The 18,124-nt window shown below is 65.1% G+C and carries 19 protein-coding genes; 8 read left to right on the top strand and 11 right to left on the bottom strand.

Features of this window, described 5'->3' with window-relative positions; translation table 11 throughout:
• Window positions 1–220: 220 nt before the first annotated feature.
• Window positions 221–2,803, bottom strand: a complete 2,583-nt coding sequence (locus QY917_RS03470) for an ATP-dependent DNA helicase (protein WP_123676455.1) — start codon at window positions 2,801–2,803, stop codon at window positions 221–223.
• A complete protein-coding gene (locus QY917_RS03465; RefSeq protein WP_123676432.1) occupies window positions 2,800–4,485 on the bottom strand; it encodes a VRR-NUC domain-containing protein in 1,686 nt (561 codons plus the stop codon). Before QY917_RS03465 ends, QY917_RS03470 begins: the two co-directional genes overlap by 4 nt.
• A gap of 109 nt (window positions 4,486–4,594) precedes the next feature.
• On the opposite strand from QY917_RS03465, the gene QY917_RS03460 reads away from it, so the two are divergent.
• Genes QY917_RS03460 through QY917_RS03450 form a run of 3 tightly spaced genes read left to right on the top strand, consistent with a single transcriptional unit; the run spans window position 4,595 to window position 7,570 of the window.
• On the top strand, window positions 4,595–5,272 hold the full coding sequence (locus tag QY917_RS03460; RefSeq protein ID WP_088887013.1) for a response regulator: 678 nt from the start codon (window positions 4,595–4,597) through the stop codon (window positions 5,270–5,272).
• Window positions 5,269–6,729 (top strand): ATP-binding protein, encoded by a 1,461-nt coding sequence (locus tag QY917_RS03455; RefSeq protein WP_123676433.1) that lies wholly within the window; start codon window positions 5,269–5,271, stop codon window positions 6,727–6,729. The genes QY917_RS03460 and QY917_RS03455 overlap by 4 nt, the downstream gene beginning before the upstream one ends.
• Before the next feature lie 7 nt (window positions 6,730–6,736).
• Window positions 6,737–7,570, top strand: coding sequence for a TlpA disulfide reductase family protein (locus tag QY917_RS03450; RefSeq protein WP_123676434.1), 834 nt, complete (start codon window positions 6,737–6,739; stop codon window positions 7,568–7,570).
• A gap of 38 nt (window positions 7,571–7,608) precedes the next feature.
• On the opposite strand, the gene QY917_RS03445 is transcribed toward QY917_RS03450, so the two are convergent.
• Complete coding sequence (locus QY917_RS03445; RefSeq protein WP_123676435.1) at window positions 7,609–8,511, bottom strand: MBL fold metallo-hydrolase; 903 nt, start codon at window positions 8,509–8,511, stop codon at window positions 7,609–7,611.
• A 107-nt stretch (window positions 8,512–8,618) separates the two neighbouring features.
• On the opposite strand from QY917_RS03445, the gene QY917_RS03440 reads away from it, so the two are divergent.
• The 4 genes from QY917_RS03440 (at window position 8,619) to QY917_RS03425 (ending at window position 10,556) form a co-directional block, all read left to right on the top strand.
• A complete protein-coding gene (locus QY917_RS03440; RefSeq protein WP_047349308.1) occupies window positions 8,619–8,942 on the top strand; it encodes a metalloregulator ArsR/SmtB family transcription factor in 324 nt (107 codons plus the stop codon).
• 4 nt (window positions 8,943–8,946) lie between these two features.
• Window positions 8,947–9,390: a YeeE/YedE family protein gene (locus QY917_RS03435; protein ID WP_123676436.1), complete on the top strand. Its 444-nt coding sequence runs from the start codon at window positions 8,947–8,949 to the stop codon at window positions 9,388–9,390.
• Window positions 9,391–9,412: 22 nt separating this feature from the next.
• A complete protein-coding gene (locus QY917_RS03430) occupies window positions 9,413–9,835 on the top strand; it encodes a YeeE/YedE family protein (protein WP_123676437.1) in 423 nt (140 codons plus the stop codon).
• A gap of 103 nt (window positions 9,836–9,938) precedes the next feature.
• On the top strand, window positions 9,939–10,556 hold the full coding sequence (locus tag QY917_RS03425) for a DUF599 family protein (protein WP_228403738.1): 618 nt from the start codon (window positions 9,939–9,941) through the stop codon (window positions 10,554–10,556).
• 4 nt (window positions 10,557–10,560) lie between these two features.
• On the opposite strand, the gene QY917_RS03420 is transcribed toward QY917_RS03425, so the two are convergent.
• The 3 genes from QY917_RS03420 to QY917_RS03410 all read right to left on the bottom strand — a co-directional run bounded on the left by QY917_RS03420 (window position 10,561) and on the right by QY917_RS03410 (window position 12,917).
• Entirely contained in the window at window positions 10,561–11,133 is a 573-nt protein-coding gene (locus QY917_RS03420) for a hypothetical protein (RefSeq protein WP_123676438.1), read from the bottom strand.
• 410 nt (window positions 11,134–11,543) lie between these two features.
• Window positions 11,544–12,164, bottom strand: a complete 621-nt coding sequence (locus QY917_RS03415; protein WP_123676440.1) for an FMN-binding negative transcriptional regulator — start codon at window positions 12,162–12,164, stop codon at window positions 11,544–11,546.
• Between the two features lie 171 nt (window positions 12,165–12,335).
• On the bottom strand, window positions 12,336–12,917 hold the full coding sequence (locus tag QY917_RS03410) for a TetR/AcrR family transcriptional regulator (RefSeq protein WP_123676441.1): 582 nt from the start codon (window positions 12,915–12,917) through the stop codon (window positions 12,336–12,338).
• A gap of 106 nt (window positions 12,918–13,023) precedes the next feature.
• Between QY917_RS03410 and fabF the strand changes: the two genes are divergently transcribed.
• On the top strand, window positions 13,024–14,295 hold the full coding sequence (fabF, locus tag QY917_RS03405; protein ID WP_123676442.1) for a beta-ketoacyl-ACP synthase II: 1,272 nt from the start codon (window positions 13,024–13,026) through the stop codon (window positions 14,293–14,295).
• Window positions 14,296–14,400: 105 nt separating this feature from the next.
• On the opposite strand, the gene QY917_RS03400 is transcribed toward fabF, so the two are convergent.
• The 5 genes from QY917_RS03400 to QY917_RS03380 all read right to left on the bottom strand — a co-directional run bounded on the left by QY917_RS03400 (window position 14,401) and on the right by QY917_RS03380 (window position 17,988).
• Window positions 14,401–15,530, bottom strand: a protein-coding gene (locus QY917_RS03400) for an IS3 family transposase (RefSeq protein ID WP_085945346.1) whose coding sequence is annotated in 2 segments (ribosomal slippage) — window positions 14,401–15,269 and window positions 15,269–15,530 — 1,131 coding nt in all. Because the reading frame shifts where the segments join, the coding sequence is not laid out codon by codon here.
• Window positions 15,464–16,171, bottom strand: coding sequence for a hypothetical protein (locus QY917_RS03395; protein WP_302078601.1), 708 nt, complete (start codon window positions 16,169–16,171; stop codon window positions 15,464–15,466). Before QY917_RS03395 ends, QY917_RS03400 begins: the two co-directional genes overlap by 67 nt.
• Before the next feature lie 125 nt (window positions 16,172–16,296).
• Complete coding sequence (locus tag QY917_RS03390; protein WP_302078599.1) at window positions 16,297–16,833, bottom strand: BrnT family toxin; 537 nt, start codon at window positions 16,831–16,833, stop codon at window positions 16,297–16,299.
• Window positions 16,834–16,939: 106 nt separating this feature from the next.
• A complete protein-coding gene (locus QY917_RS03385; protein ID WP_148061011.1) occupies window positions 16,940–17,284 on the bottom strand; it encodes a hypothetical protein in 345 nt (114 codons plus the stop codon).
• Window positions 17,285–17,664: 380 nt separating this feature from the next.
• Window positions 17,665–17,988, bottom strand: coding sequence for a hypothetical protein (locus QY917_RS03380; protein ID WP_123676457.1), 324 nt, complete (start codon window positions 17,986–17,988; stop codon window positions 17,665–17,667).
• Window positions 17,989–18,124 lie beyond the last annotated feature (136 nt).

Here is an 18,124-nt window from a genome sequence, read left to right as displayed (position 1 = left end):
CGAAGCGCAGTCTTTGCTCAGCGCTTCCTGAGCATTTCACTGAAAAAATCAACCTTCCCTTCAAGCCGATTCGGGAAATCAAACCCTCCGGATTTATCAGCCAAATTGGCCGCCAAGGCCCTTTAGATAAGCGCTAGCAGCTACCACATTCATAGCATCCAGCGCCTTTCGCTTTCGGTATCACGGGCACGCGTGCTGCCCCACCTCCGAACCCAGCCCCTCACCCCACTTGCCACCACCGTGGCAACAACTCGCGCACCTCGGCACGCTGAAAGCGGTCGTCCATCAGCACCACCACGCCCTGGTCGTGCTCGGTGCGGATCACGCGGCCGGCGGCCTGCACCACCTTGCGCAGGCCGGGGTACAGGTAGGTGCAGGCATAGCCCTGGCCAGGGCCCATCACCTCGTCCAGTGCACATTGCATGGCGTCGTTCACCGCGTTCACCTGCGGCAGGCCCAGCGTGGCGATGAAGGCGCCGATGAGTCGGGTGCCCGGCAGGTCTACCCCTTCGGCAAAGGCGCCGCCCAGCACGGCCAGGCCCACGCCCTGGCCGCCCTCGGTAAAGCGGGCGAGGAAGGCGGCGCGGCTGGCGTCGTCCATCTCGCGCGTTTGCTGCCATTGGGGCACCTGCGGGTGGCGCTGGGCCAGGGTGGCGGCCACGCGCTGCAGGTAGTCGAAGCTGCTGGCAAAGCACAGGTAGTTGCCGGGCTGGTGCGCGTACTGCGCGGCCACCAGATCGGCGATGGGGGCGAGCGAGGCCTCGCGGTCGCGCCAGCGGGTGGAGATGTGCGGGGCCACGCGCACCTGCAACTGGTGGGCGGCAAAGGGGGCGGCCACGTCCAGCCAGGCGGTGTCGGGCGGCAGGCCCAGCAGGTCGCGGTAGAACTGCGGCGGGCTGAGCGTGCCCGAGAACAGCACCGTGGCCTGCGCCGCCGCGTGGCGCGCGGCCAGGTGCGGCGCGGGCATGACGTTGCGGATGCACAGCGTGGTGGCGGGTGTGCGGGCCCGGCCGCTGCGGCTGCGCGGTGGCGTGGCGGTGCGCTGCAGGTCGAACAGCGCATGCGGGCCGAACTGCTCGGCCAGGGCCTGGAAGTGCAGCAGCGACCAATAGAACGCCAGCACCGCGTCGCCCGGCGGCAGGGGTTGGTCAGCCTGGGCCTCTGCCATGGCGCCCACGGCGCGCTGCACCGCGCCCAGCAGCGCGGGCGGCACGGTGGCGTGGGCCTGGTAGCTGGGCGTGGCGGCGATGGGGAGCGCGGGTGCGGTGGCGCCGGCGTGCGATGCGCCGGGTGCGCCTGGCGTGCCAGCGTCTTCTGCGGCCTGGCCCACGGTCTTGCCCAGCGCATTCCACTGGCGGTGCAGCGCGTCGAGCGCCTTCTTCACGGGGCCGGTGGCGGCCTGGCGTGCGGCGGCTAGCTCGAAGGGCGAGAGCGGCGCGGTGTACATGCTGCGTGCGCGCTCCAGCAGGTTGTGGGCCTCGTCCACCAGCACGGCCACGCGCCAGCCCTGCTGCTGCGTGAGGGCGTAGAGCATGGCGGCGCTGTCGTAGTAGTAGTGGTAGTCGGCCACCACCACGTCGGCCCAGCGCACCAGCTCTTGCGACAGGTAGTAGGGGCAGATGCCGTGCTGCAGCGCCACGCTGCGCACGGCGGGCGCATCCCACGGGGCGGGCTGTTGCACGGCGGCGGCGCGGGCGGCGGGCAGCCGGTCAAAGAAGCCACGCGCCAGCGGGCAGGCATCGCCATGGCAGGCGCTGCCGGGGTGTTCGCAGGTTTTGTCGCGCGCGTGCAGGTCCAGCACGCGCAGCGGCGTGCCGGGCGCGTGGGGTGCCAGTGCCCCCTGCAACTGGGCCAGCGCGTGCAGCGCCAGGCCGTGGCCCGTGCCCTTGGCGGTGAGGAAAAACAGCTTGTCCAGCCCGCTGGGTGCGCGGGGCGCGCTCTCTTTTTTGATGACTTCCGTATCCCCGCTGGCCACCGCATCGGCGGCGGCGCCGGATGCGGCAGCGGCCGGAGCCGGCCCGCCCTGCCCTGGCGCGGCTATCGCCGGGGGCACCATCGCCGGGGGCGCCATAGCCGGGGGCGCCATCGCCTTGAGCAGCGGGAACAGCGTGCCCAGGGTCTTGCCGATGCCGGTGGGCGCCTGGGCCAGCAGGCAACGCCCGGCGGGTGCGCTGGCACCCTCTGCGTTGGGGTGTGCGGTGCGGTACACGGCCACGGCCAGATCGCGCTGCCCGGCGCGAAACGCGGGCAGCGGAAAGCGCAGCCGCGCCAGGGCGGCGTTGCGCTGCTGGCGGTGCGCGGCCTCGCTGTGCGCCCAGGCCAGGTAGCGCTGGCACTGCGTGGCAAAGAACGCCTGCAGCGCGGCGGCGGTGTGTTCCTGCACCAGCACGGTCTCGGCATGGGTGGTGGCATGCACGTAGACCAGCGCGAGCTTGAGCCCCGCCAGCCCGCGCGCCTGGCACAGCAGGTGGCCGTACACCTGGGCCTGGGCCCAGTGCAGCGCGCAGTGGTGGGGGCGCACGCTGTCCAGCGTGCCACGGTAGGTCTTGATTTCTTCGAGCTGGCCCAGCGCCGCGTTCCAGCCATCGGCACGGCCGCGCACCATCAGGTGGTCATAGCTGCCGCTCAGCGGCACCTCGGCCTCGTAGCCTGCGCCGCGGCGCTGCTGCACCGCACGGTGGCCCTCCATGCCTTCGAGCGCGCTGGGGGCGGGGGTGAAGCGCAGGTCCAGGTCACCCGTGCGGGCCGTGAACTCGCACAGCGCGCGCACGGCCACCACGTGGGGGCGCGGGGCGGCCGTCATGCCGCGCCGCACCACTGCACGTGGCACACCTGCACCGGAATGCCCTGCGCCACGCAATAATCCAGCCAGCGGGTCTGGTTGTCCTGCAGCTTGTCGCCGGGGGCCTTCACCTCCACCAGCGCATAGCGCTCGGCCCCGGGCGGGCGGCCGGGCCAGAAGCGCACCAGGTCGGGCAGGCCGGTGCGGTTGGCCTGCACGTCGCACAGCAGCCGGGCAAACAGCCGCTCCAGGTGCGCGGGCGGAATGCAGTCCAGCGCCAGCGCCAGCAGCTCGGCGCTCAACGCGCCCCAGGCCACGAAGGGCGACTGGGTGCCGTGCTTCTCTTCAAAGCGCTGCACGATGGTGGCGCGGTAGCGGCCGTCGTGCAGTTCGGCCAGGCAGGCGTTGAACAGGGCCTGGCGGCGCGCCACGAAGTCGGGCGCGGCCAGGTCGGCCGGCCCGCTCTGGAAGGGGTGGAAGAACGCGCCGGGCAGCGGCGCAAAGATGGCCGGCCAGCACAGCAGGCCGAACAGCGCGTTGACGAGCGTGTTCTCCACATAAAACACCGGCGCCTCCGCGCAGTGCCAGTGCGCGCGCAGCGCGTGCTCCACCGACTGGGGCGGCGTGGGCGCGGGCAGTTCCACGTCCATGCGCAGCGCGGCCACGGCCGGGGCCAGTGCCGGCCGGCGCGGCCCGCCGCCCTGCCCCAGGCTGCGGCGCAGACGCGGCAGCATGCGCGCCACGCGCTGGTGTTCTTCTTCACTTTCAGGAGCATCCAGCGCTTGATGAGCAAGGGCTAGGGCCTGATCGGAGCATTGCATGCGCTCCAGCACGCGGATCTGGCGGTGGCGCGCACCGGGGGCGCGGCTGGCGGCGTAGGCCTGCACGGCCAGCGGCCAGTCGTGCGCGCGCTCGCAGGCCTGGCCCACGCGCAGCAGGACCCGCGCGCGGCGCTGCTCCAGCCATGGCGTGGCGCTGTGCGCGGCGGCCAGGGCCTGCAGCAGCGCAGCGGCATCGGCGCCCTCCGCGTCCAGCGCCTGGCGGCAGGCGCTGAGGGCAAGGTAGGTGTCCACATCGGCTGGGCTCTGGAACGGGCGCGAGGCGGCGTCCAGCGGCACGGCCTCGTAGCGGAACACGCCCAGGTCGGCCAGCACGAACTCCGCCCAGCTCTGGTGCAGGTTGCCGAAGAACATGAGCCGCAGGCGCTCGCAGCGCGCGCCCACCGTCACGTGCCAAACGGGCTCGTCGGCGTGCGGGTGCCAGGCGGCGTAGGGCTGCCGCAGGTCAGCGCGGTCGGCCAGGGCCTGCAGCATTTCGGCCTTGCGCATGGTGGGGTGCAGCGCAGTGCCCTGCAAAATCTGTAGCAGCTCGCGCTTGGTGTGCAAGGCGAACAGCTCCAAAAGACCCAGGGGCGCATCGGCGCACAGCCAGCCCCGCGACAGCAGCGGCGCGGCGGCGTCGCGCGTGTCGGGAATCTCGTCATAGGCCAGCTTGCTCGCGCGAAACCACGGCCCGCGCCGCATCACCATGCGCACCAGCAGGGCCTGTGCGGCCTGGGGCAGTTGCCGAAAGTCGGTGAGGAACTGCAGGTCGTCCACACCGAGCAGGTCGCCATAGCGCGTGTGCAGCCAGTCCAGCGCACGCTGGAAGTTGTGCAGGTAGTAAAAGCGGTGCGGTGCGGGCGCAAGGCCGGGCTGCGGCATACAAAAGACTGTGCGTTTATACAGTCAATGATACCGGCGCAGCGGGTGCGCCGTTAATGTGGGGATAACGCGCCGTTCCTAGAATGCGGGCTTTTGCCAAGCGGGCCGCATGCACATCCTGATCGTCGAAGACAACGCGCTGGTGGCCAGCGGCATCCAGGCCGGGCTGGAGCTGCACGGCTTCACCAGCGACACCGCGGGCAGCGTGGCGCAGGCGCAGGCCCACATGACCAGCCGCCAGTTCGATGCCTGCGTGCTGGACTTAGGCCTGCCCGATGGCGACGGCATCAGCCTGCTGCGCCAGTGGCGCGCCAAGGGGTTGGCGCTGCCGGTGCTGATCCTTACCGCGCGCAGCACCATCGAGGACAAGGTGGCCGGCTTTCAGACCGGCACCGACGACTACCTGACCAAACCCTTCGACCTGCAGGAGCTGGTGCTGCGCCTGCGCGCCCTGCTGCGCCGCGCGGGCGGGCGCACCAGCGACCTGCTGGCGCTGGGCGACTGCCAGGTCAACATGGCCACCGGCGAAGTCACGCGCAACGGCGTGGCGATAGACATCTCGCGCCGCGAATGGGCGCTGCTGCAGGCCCTGCTGCAGGCGCACGGGCGCGTGCTGAGCGCGGCGCAGCTACATGACAGCCTGTACGGCCTGGACCAGGACGTGGGCAGCAACACCGTGAACGTGCACGTGCACCATCTGCGCAAGAAGCTGGGCGCCGATGTGATCGACACCGTGCGCGGCCTGGGCTTTCGGCTGGGCACGCGGTACTGCGGCGGTGCGGCATGACGCCACGTCCTATGCAAAGCCTGCGGGTTCGGCTGGTGCTGGGCCTGAGCCTGACCATTTGCCTGGTCTGGAGCGGCGTGGCGATCTGGCAGTTCATCAACATGCAGCGCGAGCTGCGCACGCTGCTGGACGACCGCCTCATCGCATCGGCCCGGATGGTGGTGGGCATCGTGCAGCAGTTCCAGCAGGCCGAGCTGGCGGCAGCGCCGCGCGCCAGCAACGATGCGCTGCTGTCGGTCATTGGCCGCGATGGCGTGGCCTGCGAGGTGAGCCTGGTGCGCAGCGAAGTGGACATCCTGCCCATCGCGCGCACCAACAACATCCCGGACATGGCCTCTGCCGGCAGCGCGGGCTTTGGCCAGATCACCAAGGGCGGCAAGCAGTGGCGCACCTATGTGCTGGAGGACAAGGGCGTGCGCGTGGCCACCGCCGACCGGCTGGATGTGCGCGACCAATTGGTGCAGACCTTCGTGCGCACGCTGGTGCTGCCCTTCGTGCTGGCGCTTGCCGTCATCCTGCTGCTGACCTGGTGGATGGGCACGCGCAGCCTGCGCCCGCTGCAGCGCCTGCGCGAGGAGCTGGTGCAGCGCCCACCCCACGACCCCACGCCCGTGCAGTCGGGCCGCGACGTCAAGGAACTGGCCCCGCTGGTGGACAGCCTGAACCAGTTGCTGGCGCGCATGGACGCCAGCATGGAACACGAGCGCCGCTGGACCGCCGACGCGGCGCATGAGCTGCGCACGCCGCTCACCGCCATCAAGACCCATGTGCAGGTGGCGCAGCTGACACTTGCCGCGGGCAACAACAACGCCAGCCCCGACAAGGCCGCCAACGCACTGCGCCAAGCGGGCGAAGGCATCGACCACATGCACGCCACGCTGGAGCAACTGCTGCAGCTTGCACGCGTGGAAAGCGCCAGCGCGGGAGAGGCGCGCGCCACCGTGGGCACCGGCATCGCGCAGGCCTTCCGCCTGGCCTGCAGCCAGTCCCTGCAGCGTGCCGAGAACGAGGGCATTCAGTTGCCCTCCCCACCGCTGGACGCGACAGAAATACCCGCCGACCCGGCAGCCTGGCAGGCAATACAGCTACCGCTGCCCCCCGCGCTGCTGGCCTGCGCCATCACCAACCTGATCGACAACGCGCTGCGCCATCACCAGGGCCCCGCCCCTGTGAGTGCCACGCTGCGCTGGCAAGCCGATGCTGCCGGCCCGGGCACGGTGGAAGTCTGTGTGCGCGACGAAGGCCCCGGCCTGACCCCTGCGGAGTGCGAGCAAGCGCTGCGGCGTTTCTGGCGCAAGTCCAGCTCCTCGCCCGGCAGCGGTCTGGGCCTGACGATCGTGCGCCGCATCGCCGAAAGCGCCCATGGCACGCTGACGCTGGAGCCGGCCCAGCCCGGCCTGCGGGCGCGGCTGTGCCTTCCGGCGCTGGCGGTGACCTCTTCGGCGGCAAAGGACTGACGCCGCCGTGGACCGCGTGCTGCACCTGGGCCCACTGGTCCTGCCGTGGATGTTGCTGGTGCTCCTGGGCGCCTGGCAGTTGGGCACGATGGTGCATGAGCGACTGGCCGCACGGCGTGGCCTGACGGGCGGCCCGCATGGCTGGCGGCTGCCCCTGGTCGCACTGATCGCGGCGCGGCTGGGCTTCGTGCTGCGCTATGCGGATCTGTATGCCAGCGCGTCGGTGGCTGTGCTCGACATCCGCGACGGCGGGTGGTCGCCCTGGGCGGGCCTGGGCGCCGCGCTGCTCTATGTCGCGCTGCTGTGGCTGCGCCGCAGCCCATGGCGGCAGAGCGCCACGGCCGGGCTGGCCACATTCGCCGGCGTATGGCTGCTGGGTTGGGGCGTGCTGCAGGCTACGGCACCGCGCGAGCAGGCCGCCCTGCCCTCATGGCAAGGCGTGGCGCTGGATGCGCGCACGGTCGCCCTGCCAGAACTGAAGGGGCAGCCCGTGGTGGTGAACCTGTGGGCCAGTTGGTGCCCGCCCTGCCGGCGCGAGATGCCCGTCATGCTGCAGGCGCGCGAGGCGCAGTCGCCCCAGTCACAGGTGCGTTTTCTGTGGGTGAACCAGGGGGAGCCGCCCGAGACAGTCGCCCGGTTTGCGGCGCAGCAGCGCCTGCCGGCCGCCGATGTGCTGCTGGACTCAGCGGGCCAGCTGGGTAGCGCGCTGGGTCACAAAGCCCTGCCCACCACCCTGTTCTATGACCGCCAGGGCCGTCTGGCCGCGGTGCGCGTGGGCGAGCTGTCGGCTGCCACGCTGGCCCAACACATCGCGCTCATCAGCGGCCACTCCGCCCCTTAGCAACGCGGCCGCTGGCGCAAAGAGGTGCGCCGCCGGCATCACGACATGCCCTGCGGCGCGCCAGCCCCTTTCAGGAACGCATTGATGGGCAGCTGGATATAGGTACGCCCGTCGTCCTGCGCGGGCGGCAGCTTGCCGGCGCGCACATTGACCTGCACCGAAGGCAGGATGAGCGTGGGCATGGCCAGTGTGGCGTCCCGCGCGGTGCGCATCTGCACGAACGCGGCCTCGGTCACGCCCTCGTGCACATGGATATTGCCGCTGCGTTGCTCTGCCACGGTGCTGACCCAGGCAGGTGCGCGGTTCTCGGGCGGATAGTCGTGGCACATGTGCAGTCGGGTGTGTGCGGGCAGCGCCAGCAGGCGCTGGATGGAGCGGTACAGCGTGGCGGCGTCACCGCCCGGAAAGTCCGCGCGGGCCGTACCCACGTCGGGCATGAACAGCGTGTCGCCAACGAACACGTCGTCGCCCACGCGGTAGGCCATGTCGGCAGGCGTGTGGCCGGGCACATGCAGCGCCGTCAGCGCAAGCCCGCCGACATGGAAGGTCTCGCCGTCCTCGAACAGGTGGTCGAACTGGCTGCCGTCGGGCAGGAAGCTGCGCTCGAAATGGAACACGCTGCGAAAGAGCTGCTGCACCGCGCGGATGTGCGCGCCGATTGCGACCTTGCCGCCGAGGTGGTGGCGTATGTGCTGCGCACCCGAGAGATGGTCGGCGTGTGCGTGGGTTTCCAGAATCCACTGCACCTGCCAGCCCTGGCGGCGCACGTATTCAATGATGCGATCCGATGAGGCGCTGATCAGCGTGCCGGACTTCGGCTCGAAATCCAGCACGGGGTCGATCACTGCCGCTTGGCCGGCGTCGGTGTCTGCGAGCACATAGCTCACGGTGCCCGTCACGGGGTCGAAGAAGGGCTCGATATGCATGGAGGCGTGGGGCATGAAGGTCCTTTCGCAATGAAGACGGAAGTGCCGAAGTAGCACCACCAACCAACAACAGTTTATTTTTTGATATATTATATGAAAACATATTGTTTTGCACCTCCATCATGATTGACGACGCCACGACCCTGGACCTGCCCGCCATGCGCGCCCATGCGGGCGAAGCCGTGACCATGCTCAAGCTGCTGGGCAACGAAGACCGGCTCATGCTGCTGTGCCAGCTGACCGAAGGCGAGCGCACCGTGGGTGAGCTGGAGCAGCTCACCGGCATCGGCCAGCCCACGCTGTCGCAGCAGTTGGGCGTATTGCGCCGCGACGGGCTGGTGCAAACCCGCCGTGAAGGCAAATTCATCTGGTACCAACTGGCGGACGACCGCGCACTGCAGCTGATGCAGGCCATCCATCGCCTTTTCTGCAAGCAAGGAGCTTGATCCCATGACCATCCTCTGGAATTCGTTCACCCCCTGGTCATCGCTGGCCGGCGGCATGCTGATCGGCCTGGCCGCGGCGCTGCTGATCGTGCTGCTGGGGCGCATCGCCGGCATCAGCGGCATCGTGGGCGCGCTGCTGCAGCGCAGCAGCTGGGCCAGCGTTGCCAACTGGGGCTGGCGTGCGGCCTTCGTGATCGGCATGGTGGTGGCGCCATTGGTCTGGCAGCTCATCGCCCCCCTGCCACCCATGGAGATGCCCAGCAACCCGCTGGTCATCGTGCTGGCCGGCCTGCTGGTCGGCTTTGGCACCCGGCTGGGGTCGGGCTGTACCAGTGGGCACGGCGTGTGCGGACTCTCGCGCCTGTCGCTGCGCTCCCTGGCCGCCACCCTGACCTTCATCGGTGCCGGCGCCGCCACGGTGTTCGTGGTGCGTCACGTGCTGGCCTGACCCCATCTCAAGGAGAAACACCATGGCTTCTGCCATCGCATCACTGCTCGCCGGCCTGGTCTTCGGACTGGGCCTGATCCTGTCGGGCATGGGCAATCCCGCAAAAGTACAGAACTTCCTGGACTTCTTCGGCGCATGGGACCCTTCGCTCGCCTTCGTCATGGGGGGCGCCATTCTTGTGGGGCTGGTGGCGTTCACCTGGGCCCGCAAGCGCCAGACCTCGCTGCTGGGAGACCCCATGCAGCTGCCCTCCTCCACCGCGGTGGACAAACGCCTGCTGACCGGCGCGGCGCTGTTCGGCATCGGCTGGGGCCTGGCGGGGTTCTGCCCCGGCCCGGCCGTGATGAACCTGGGGACGCTGCGCGGCGAGGTCTGGCTGTTCGTGGCCGCCATGTTGGCGGGGATGCAGCTGCAACACTTCTGGGATCGCCGCACGCGCTCCTGAAAAAATAGCTGGCAGCGCTTGTCATTGGCTGAATTCATCGCAGTAACGCATTGAAAACCAATACCAGCAAGCGCTATAAGCTCCTTAATTCATAGCGATGCACATGGACTCCCTGCTGTTTCTCCTCACCGCAGCGCTGCCGTTGCTGTACCTTGTGCGGCACTGGGCGTGGGCACCTTCCGCCACACGCGCCCATACACGGTTGCGGCAGGAATGGTTTACCGCCATTGCGCAGCACAAGGGCACCGAAGTGCTGGGGGTCCAGACGCTACGCAACTCGCTCATGTCCTGCACCATGACGGCGACCACCGCCACCCTGGCCTTCATGGGCGGGCTCACGCTCACCCAGGGCCACTGGCCGTCGCAGTGGTGGCACCACGGTTTTCCACCGTTGGGCACCGACCAGGGGTTGGCCTTCTGGAACGCGTTCGCCGTGCTGGTGCTGCTGGCACTCGCATTTCTGACCTCGATGCTGGCGGCGCGCAACTACCACCACGCCGGCTTCGTGGCGGGCATGCCGGTGGAGTCCGCTGCGCGCCGGTCATGGCAGTCCCTGGGCGAGCGCAGTCTGATGCGCGCGGGCCTGTACTACAGCCAGTCGCTGCGCCTCATGATCTGGGCGGTGCCGCTGGCGCTGTTCTACATCCACAGCCTGCTGGGCGCCGCCGTCGCGGTGGCGCTGTTCGTGTCGATGTGGGGCTGGCTGGACGTGGACCGCTGATGCCCTATTTGCCGCCGCCCAGCCGGTCCATCAAGCCGCCGCGAGAGCTGTCGGGGTTTGCCACCTGGCCGCTGGCGGACTCCACGGCAGTGACAAAGTAGCTCATCGCCTCGACGGCCTTGCTGCGCTCTTCACCGCTGTTGAGCGTCTCATCCACGCTGCGCCCATCCGCCGTATAGACCCGCACCCAGCTGCGCGGGGTATAGGCGATTTGGTCCACCAGCCGCAAGGGCACATCGAACGCCGTGGCGGGGTAGCCCAGCGCAGCGGCCTCGGCGCGCGAACGCGAACGCACGCGCACCGCCTGCCCGCCCCCCAAATGGAAGTCCGCGCCCGTGACCTCCGCCTCCTGATGGGGCAGGCCCACGGTGAGCACCGCCTGCGCCGACTTCGCCGCGCTCCACGCCGCCGCCAGCACGGGGCACTGGGGCCGGGAGCACGCGGCACTCGCGGGCGCCACCGTCACGGTCTTTTTCCCTTCGGATTCACCTTGCTGAATCTGCGGCACCAGCGTTTGCTGGCTGGCACAGCCCGCCAACACCAACGCTCCGAACGCACCCGCCCGCCAGAATTTCATGGATTCACTCCCACATAGAAAACCGCATGGTGCCATGCCCGCGGGCGAGATGCGGCAACCCTCGGGATCCTTCATGGGCCCGCTCCCGGAATAAGGCATCCATGCTGACCGGCTCCGGCATCGCCATTGCACGCTCTGCGCCAACGCGACGGCACGCGATGCGGCGCGCGGCTTTCACCGAGGCGCGCAGGAGGCGATCCGCCACCACACTGCCGGGCATTACCGCCCCCAGCAGGTCCGCCGACGGATTGCATGGCAGCCACCATGGCCGGGCTTACCACCAGTGCCCACCTTGCTAGGTCAGGGCTTGGATCGTTTGCTCGCTAGCGCATCACCTGGCAGGCAACGCACTGAGGCCCGCCACCCCGCTCCGCGCATGGCCACAAGCCGGCCGGCCAAGGAGTTGCGGGTCACGATGTGGGGGACGTCGCGTCCCTCATGGCTTTGGCGAGCCCATGGTTGCCGCGGGACTCCAGTCCTTGAATCGCGCCCTCGCGGTCTTGCTCGCTGTGGTGCTGGTTCAGCTTGCGCTTTCCTTCCAGTCGCCCGAGACGGATCTCGATGCCCACGATATGCCGCAGTTGCTCATCCAGGTAGTCTGGCGGCGCATCGCCCAACTTCCACGGCTGTGCCTGCCCCGCCTCATGCTGGCGCGTTAGCAAGGCGACCACCCTGCGAACGAATTTCACATCGTCGCGGACATGAATCGTTCCGTGGGCATGGACAACCTCGTAGTTCCAGGTAGGCACGCGCCGATGCGTCTCCTGTTTACCGGGATACCAGTTGGGAGAGATATAACCTTCGACGCCGCGGAAGACGACAAGCACTTGATCGCCGTCGCGTACCTCGCGCCAGATGGGATTGCCACGCGCCACATGCGCCAGCAGCATGTCGCCATCCAGAAAAAATGGAAGGTGGTTGGCCTCCAAACCGGCGGGAGTGTGTGTCACCAGCATGCCCAGCGCGTTCTCGCGGACGATGCGGTGAAGCTCCCCAATCCGGGACTCGGCGAATTGTGCAGGTAGGTACATAAAGCGCGTGGTGGAAAAAGTTGCCGGAAGCCTTTCAGCCAGGCGCCCGTTTGGCGCCTATCCAAACCCGCTGCGCAAAGGATGGACAGGCCCCCTAAGGCTAGCAGCCTCATCGTCAGCACTAACGTGATGGGCGCTTCAAATGTGCGAGCGCCTGTCCAAATCCAGCGACTACGGGGCTAGCTGCTCCCGCAAGGTTGCCAATATTTCTTCAGACAGCGCCGGGTCGCCTGCCGCCGTGGCGCGGGCGAGAACCAATGCCCCAACCATGCTGCTGAGGGTCGCGATAGTCCGGGCACGCTTGGCCCCGTCATTACCCGGGAGCACGCTCATAAAGCGCTGGATGTTGCGCTCCACCCCCTGCGCAAAAACCTTTGACATCTCAGGCCCCGCTCTTGCAGCATCCGCTGCCAATGCCGCAGCAGGGCAACCCTCTCCAGGGTGATCGCGGTGGTTCACAGAAAGGTAGCCATGCACCAGCGCACGGAGTCTGGTTTCAGGCGCACCTTCCGCCTCCCGAGTCTCCCATCCGTCTAGCGGCGTGATCGTCCATTCAAATGCACGCAGGCACGCCTCGCGCGCGAGGGCATCCTTGGACTCAAAGTGCCGGTACAGCCCGCCGTGCGTCAAGCCTGCATCGCGTGTGATCTCGGCCACGCCCACGCCATCCAGGCCCTTCTCCCGATAAAGGCGCGCAGCGGCTTCCACGATTCCTTCGCGATTCTCGGCGGCCTGTGCTTTGCTCACTTTCATGCATTAGATGATACCCATCATCAAAACTCACTTATGATGACAATGATCATCAATAAATCACGCTCAACGCTTCGCAGGAGCTGGATTTCACAGTGGAAGGTGCAGCATGGATCGTCGGGTCGTCATCACTGGCTTGGGCTTGGTATCTCCTTTGGGGTGCAATGTGGAGGTGGCCTGGCAACGACTGCTGGCTGGCCAGTCTGGGATCCGCACCCTGGATGCAGCCGTGGGTGAAGGCACGGGTGTCTCCATCGCTGGACGGGTGCCAAGCCAGGAAGAGGATCCGCAAGCCGGGTGGAACGCAGAAGCTGTCGTCTCGGCGAAGGAGCTACGTCGCATGGACCGCTTCATCGCCTTTGCGTTGGGCGCGGCAGACCAAGCTCTGGCACACGCACGGTGGACCCATCCAAGCGTTGAGCAGCAAGAGCGTGCGGCGACCATCATCGGCTCCGGCGTGGGCGGCTTTAGCACCATCGCAGAAGCGGTGCGCACGACGGATGGCAAGGGGCCGCAGCGCTTGTCGCCTTTCACCGTACCCGCTTTCCTGGCCAATCTGGCGGCCGGACAGGTGTCGATCCGGCACCGGCTGAAGGGTCCGTTGGGTGCTCCGGTGACGGCCTGTGCGGCCAGCATTCAAGCCATTGGCGATGCAGCACGGCTGATCCGCAATGACGAAGCGGATATGGCGCTCTGCGGCGGCAGCGAAGCCACCATTGACCGGGTTGCGCTGGGCAGCTTTGCCGCCGCGAAAGCAGTAACGACCTACAGTGACGGCGATCCCGCAAAGGCTTCGCGCCCCTTTGACCTGGCTCGGAACGGCTTTGTCATGGCCGAGGGTGCGGGTCTATTGGTGCTGGAGGTCCTGGATCATGCATTGGCGCGTGGTGCCACGCCGCTGGCCGAGATCGTGGGCTACGGCACCTCCGCCGATGCATACCATGTCACCTCCGGGCCGGAGGATGGCTCTGGCGCCGCACGATCAATGCGCGCCGCGTTGCGCCAGGCACAGCTGCAGCCTTGGGATATTCAACACCTGAATGCGCACGCGACCTCCACTCTCGTGGGCGACCGAGGCGAGTTGGCAGCCATTCGACAAGTGTTTGGAACCGGCTCTGGCCCATCCATTACAGCCACCAAATCCGCCGTGGGTCACATGCTGGGAGCCGCTGGCGGGGCCGCTGCGATCTTTACCGTATTGGCATTGCGCGACCAAATGGCGCCACCTGTGCTCAATCTAGAACATCCAGATCCATTGACCGACGGCCTGGATCTAATCGCTGGGAGTGCGCGTGCCCATGCCATAGAGCACGCCATGCTCAACGGATTTGGTTTTGGCGGTGTGAATGCGTCGCTGGTTCTGAAGAGATTTACAGCCTGAACCATATCTTGACCAGAAGCCTCAATAGACAACATCACACATGCCACTGACCTGCCCCCAATACCCGTACCAGTCGTTTTGAGAAAATCCGCTGGTTAAAGGAGATTACTCCTGGGTTTGAAGCGGCGCCGTTACGGCGCCGCCAGTTGATTGTCGATGTCGCGCTGCGAACTTTGCTGGGGGAATCCGGCCGCAGCTGCTGTGCGGTCTGATCTCGTTGTAGTCAGCCCGCCAGCGCGCAATCTCGGCACGGGCCTGTTTCAGGCTCTGGAACCAGTGCTCGTTCAGACACTCGTCGCGGAACTTGCCGTTGAAGCTCTCGATGTAGGCATTCTGCGTGGGCTTGCCGGGCTGGTTGAGGATATGGCGCACGCCCCTGGCCTGCGCCCACGCCATGAAGGCTCGGCTGGTGAATTCGGGCCCCTGGTCTGTGCGCACGGCCTGCGGGTAACCGCGAAACCGCGCCACCTGCTCCAGCACGCGCACTACGTACTCGCCGCCGATGCCGTGGTCGACGGCGATATCCACGCACTCGTGGCTGAAGTCATCGGTGATGGTCAGGCACTTGATGCGCCGGCCACTGGCCAAGCTGTCGCTGACGAAATCCATGCTCCAGACCTCGTTGACGCTCTGGCATTGGTGCAGCGGCACGCGTTCGAGCTTCAGGCGCTGCTTGCCGCGGCGCTTGCGCACCGACAGCTCAGCCAGCCTGTAGAGCCTATAGACGCGTTTGTCGTTGACCTTCGTGCCTTCAGCCCGCAGCAGGTCCGCAATGCGCCGGTAGCCGAAGCGACGCCGCTCGTGCGCGAGCTCGACGATGCGCTGACTCGTGGCCTGGTCGTGCTGTGCGCGCTGGGGCGGGTGCCGCCAGCTGTCGCGCGACAGTCCCACCAAAGCGCAGGCGCGCCGTTCACTGATCGAGGTCTCTTCCAACATCTTGCCCACCGCGCGTCGCTTCGCCGGTGGGCTCAGCGCTTTACGCCGAAGGCCACCTTCAGCGCCTCGTTGTCCAACACCGCTTCGGCCAGTAGCTTCTTGAGCCGGTTGTTCTCGGCTTCGAGGTCGCGCAGCCGTTTGGCGTCGCTGGCTTCCATGCCGCCGAACTTGGCTCGCCACTTGTAGAACGTGGCCGAGCTGAAACCCTCTCGGCGGCACAGGTCCGCAACGCTCATGCCAGCGTCGGCCTGCTTGATGAACCCAATGATCTGTTCGTCCGTGTACCTGCTCTTGCGCATCGCGCTTCCTCTCGGTTGCGCGGATTCTCTATTGCCTTGGTACGGGTGGCGGGTTGCAGGTCACGCTCACGAAACAGAGCTTCCGCTTCCTTGGCGAGTCGAAAGGGGGCGCTCTCTGAGAGAAACAACGTCCACGCGACCGCCGCCGCCGGTATGCCTAATGCGGCGACTATCCCGAAAGCTGCACCGATGCCAAAAGGCCGAGAGACATTTCGTGGTTGCTCCTTGCGACCGCAAATGGAGCGGACTGCTAACCATACGAGCCCTGTGCCCAACATTATCCAAGCAGGAAAAATTACGAAAGGGGCAAACGACATCACAACAAAGCTTGCACCTCCCCCCTGTATCGTCGAAGCGAATGTGCGTGAAGCAACGTAGAGAATTAGTAGAACATTCGCCAAGCCGAGCAGAACGTGAATTGCAGGTCGCGGTCGAAGCCATGACTCGGCGCGCATGAAACGTAAGATCAGGTACGCAAGAACAGCAGGCACCCAGTAATTGGTGAAAGCCAACAGCAGATGGCTTTGATAAGGAGGAAGGCTTTGGAAGACAGGCCCATCAACTGCCAATTGGAGAATACGCCTCCCCGGAGATAGCAGAGATGAAATTGCAAAGGCGAAGGCAAGTGCGATGTTGACCATCAGTTAGTTCTCCGAATACACCGGCAATGACTGAGACGCCCAACGTTTGAGTTAAGCCGCGCCGCGAAGCGGCGTCGGCTTGAATGAATTGTTAGAGCGCGTTGCATGGACTTTCAGAAGTGCGCTCATAGTTTCTTCCTCAGATCATACATAGTCTGTTCTTCTAGACGTGCTCTTCGCGCAGAGATGACTCTCTGTTTGATCTTTCCAAACTCACCCCTAAGCGTGGATACCAGTGCCCAAACTTTCTCATTGTATGTAAACAGATAAACGTCTCGAACTGGGTCAGTATTTGCAAATGTTCGCATGACGCCCTTGCCGTCGAAATCGAAATCGGTGAGATCATCCCAAGACTTCGCAACATACCTGAATGAGTTCTTGTCAGCATCCAATGCTGCTACTGCGTCCTCAAATGAAACTCCGTGCTTCTCGATATTCTTCTTGTTTTTGTTTTCATCCCATTCCCAGCGAGGGCGATGAGGATCGTATTCAATGAATTGATCGCAGCTTTCGGTCAATGGGTCTGTGATTGCAGGAGGAAATCCAGCAACATATCTACTTTCCTTGCCGCATCTCAATGAGTTTCCATCCGGAAATTTTTCTTCTGGAATGAGTCCCGATAGATTCATTAGGAACGTACAAGCAGAGCAGTTGGCTTTCATGTGCCTTTTTCCATCAATCGCTACGGGCAAGGTGCAGCGCTCTAACGTCAGAAGTAAGGGGCGCGGCGCTTTAGCGCAGCGTCCCGCTTGACTGTGGGGTTAGGGTTCAGCATGACTTGCTCTTTAGTGAGTAGCCTAAAAGTGTACGTAACCCAAAGACCAGAAAAGCTAGCCCAAGCCCCGTGTCGAGAATTGTGCATGCGACAAAAAGAATTGGATGATCCGTGCTGCTGAAGGGGGCGGCCATCTTGAGAGGAAGAATGGCCTGGTCTTTGGCAAATAATGTGTAGGTATAAAACAATGCAAACGCACCAAGGCCAAGTAAAAACAATCCAGTGAATGTTGAAAATGTGCGCGGAAATTTTTTTCGGTTTTGGGTTAGTAAAAACGCGAAAAAAATCATTGCCACAGGGGCAAAGAAAAGAAGGGCGATCAGTTCTAAAGTGCTCATCGGGTCCCCCTAACGAAAAAGATAAGCCGCCCGCCGAAGGTGGGTCGGCTTGAGCGAGATGTTAGGAACGGCTTTTGAAGATTGCTATTAATCCTATTATTATGGCAACGAATGGCCAAAGAATTAGAGAAAATATGAAACCAATGAATCCCCAAAAGATAAGAAATTCAAAAATAAAATTTAGCCCACACCCATTGCAACCTGCGCCTTCATCGCAATGACAGCCTGGTATTGCAAGAGTGATTAGTCCAGAAATAAGGGAAGAAGCGAGGCACGTTAGGGTAATGAAAATCCATGCCTTCTTGAGCTTCTTGGCTAACCCCGCTTCCTCTCCTGACTCTGGGAATTGGTTAATTACTTTCATGACCTAACGTTGAAGTTCAGCGGCCGCCGGAGGCGGTCCGCTGCAACGCCCGGTTAGGTTTCTTTCCGCCAAAGACCCGCTTGTGCCAGTACATGTGCGGCGCTGCGAACCAATGCTCGTTCGTGGACGTTCGAAACTGAGAAAGTTGTGCCATCGGAATTTCGTAGCGGCTGAACAAGGAGAGCAGATCTCGCAGTGAGGCTTCGGATAGACGAGAGCGAACTACCAACGTGTCTTGTTCCCAGCGCAGAAAGCCAGGGATCTCGGCAGCCCATTCGAAGAGGTGCTTTTCGTCCAACTGCGAGCCGAACCAGATTCCAGAGCAGTCCAGATGAACCATGTGAAACCTAACGTAATGTAGACCGCACCAAGCCGCAGGCCATATCTGGCGCTTGCGGTCTAAATTGGTACGAAAAAAACGCGGAAAGGGGCTTGTAGCCTAGCTTGACGGCGCGTATGCTGTATGAAAATACAGT

Source organism: Diaphorobacter sp. C33 (assembly GCF_030503915.1).
Classification (GTDB): Bacteria; Pseudomonadota; Gammaproteobacteria; order Burkholderiales; family Burkholderiaceae_C; genus Diaphorobacter; species Diaphorobacter nitroreducens.
Note: the sequence above shows the minus strand (reverse complement) of the source record. Positions and strands in the feature narration are given on the sequence as shown.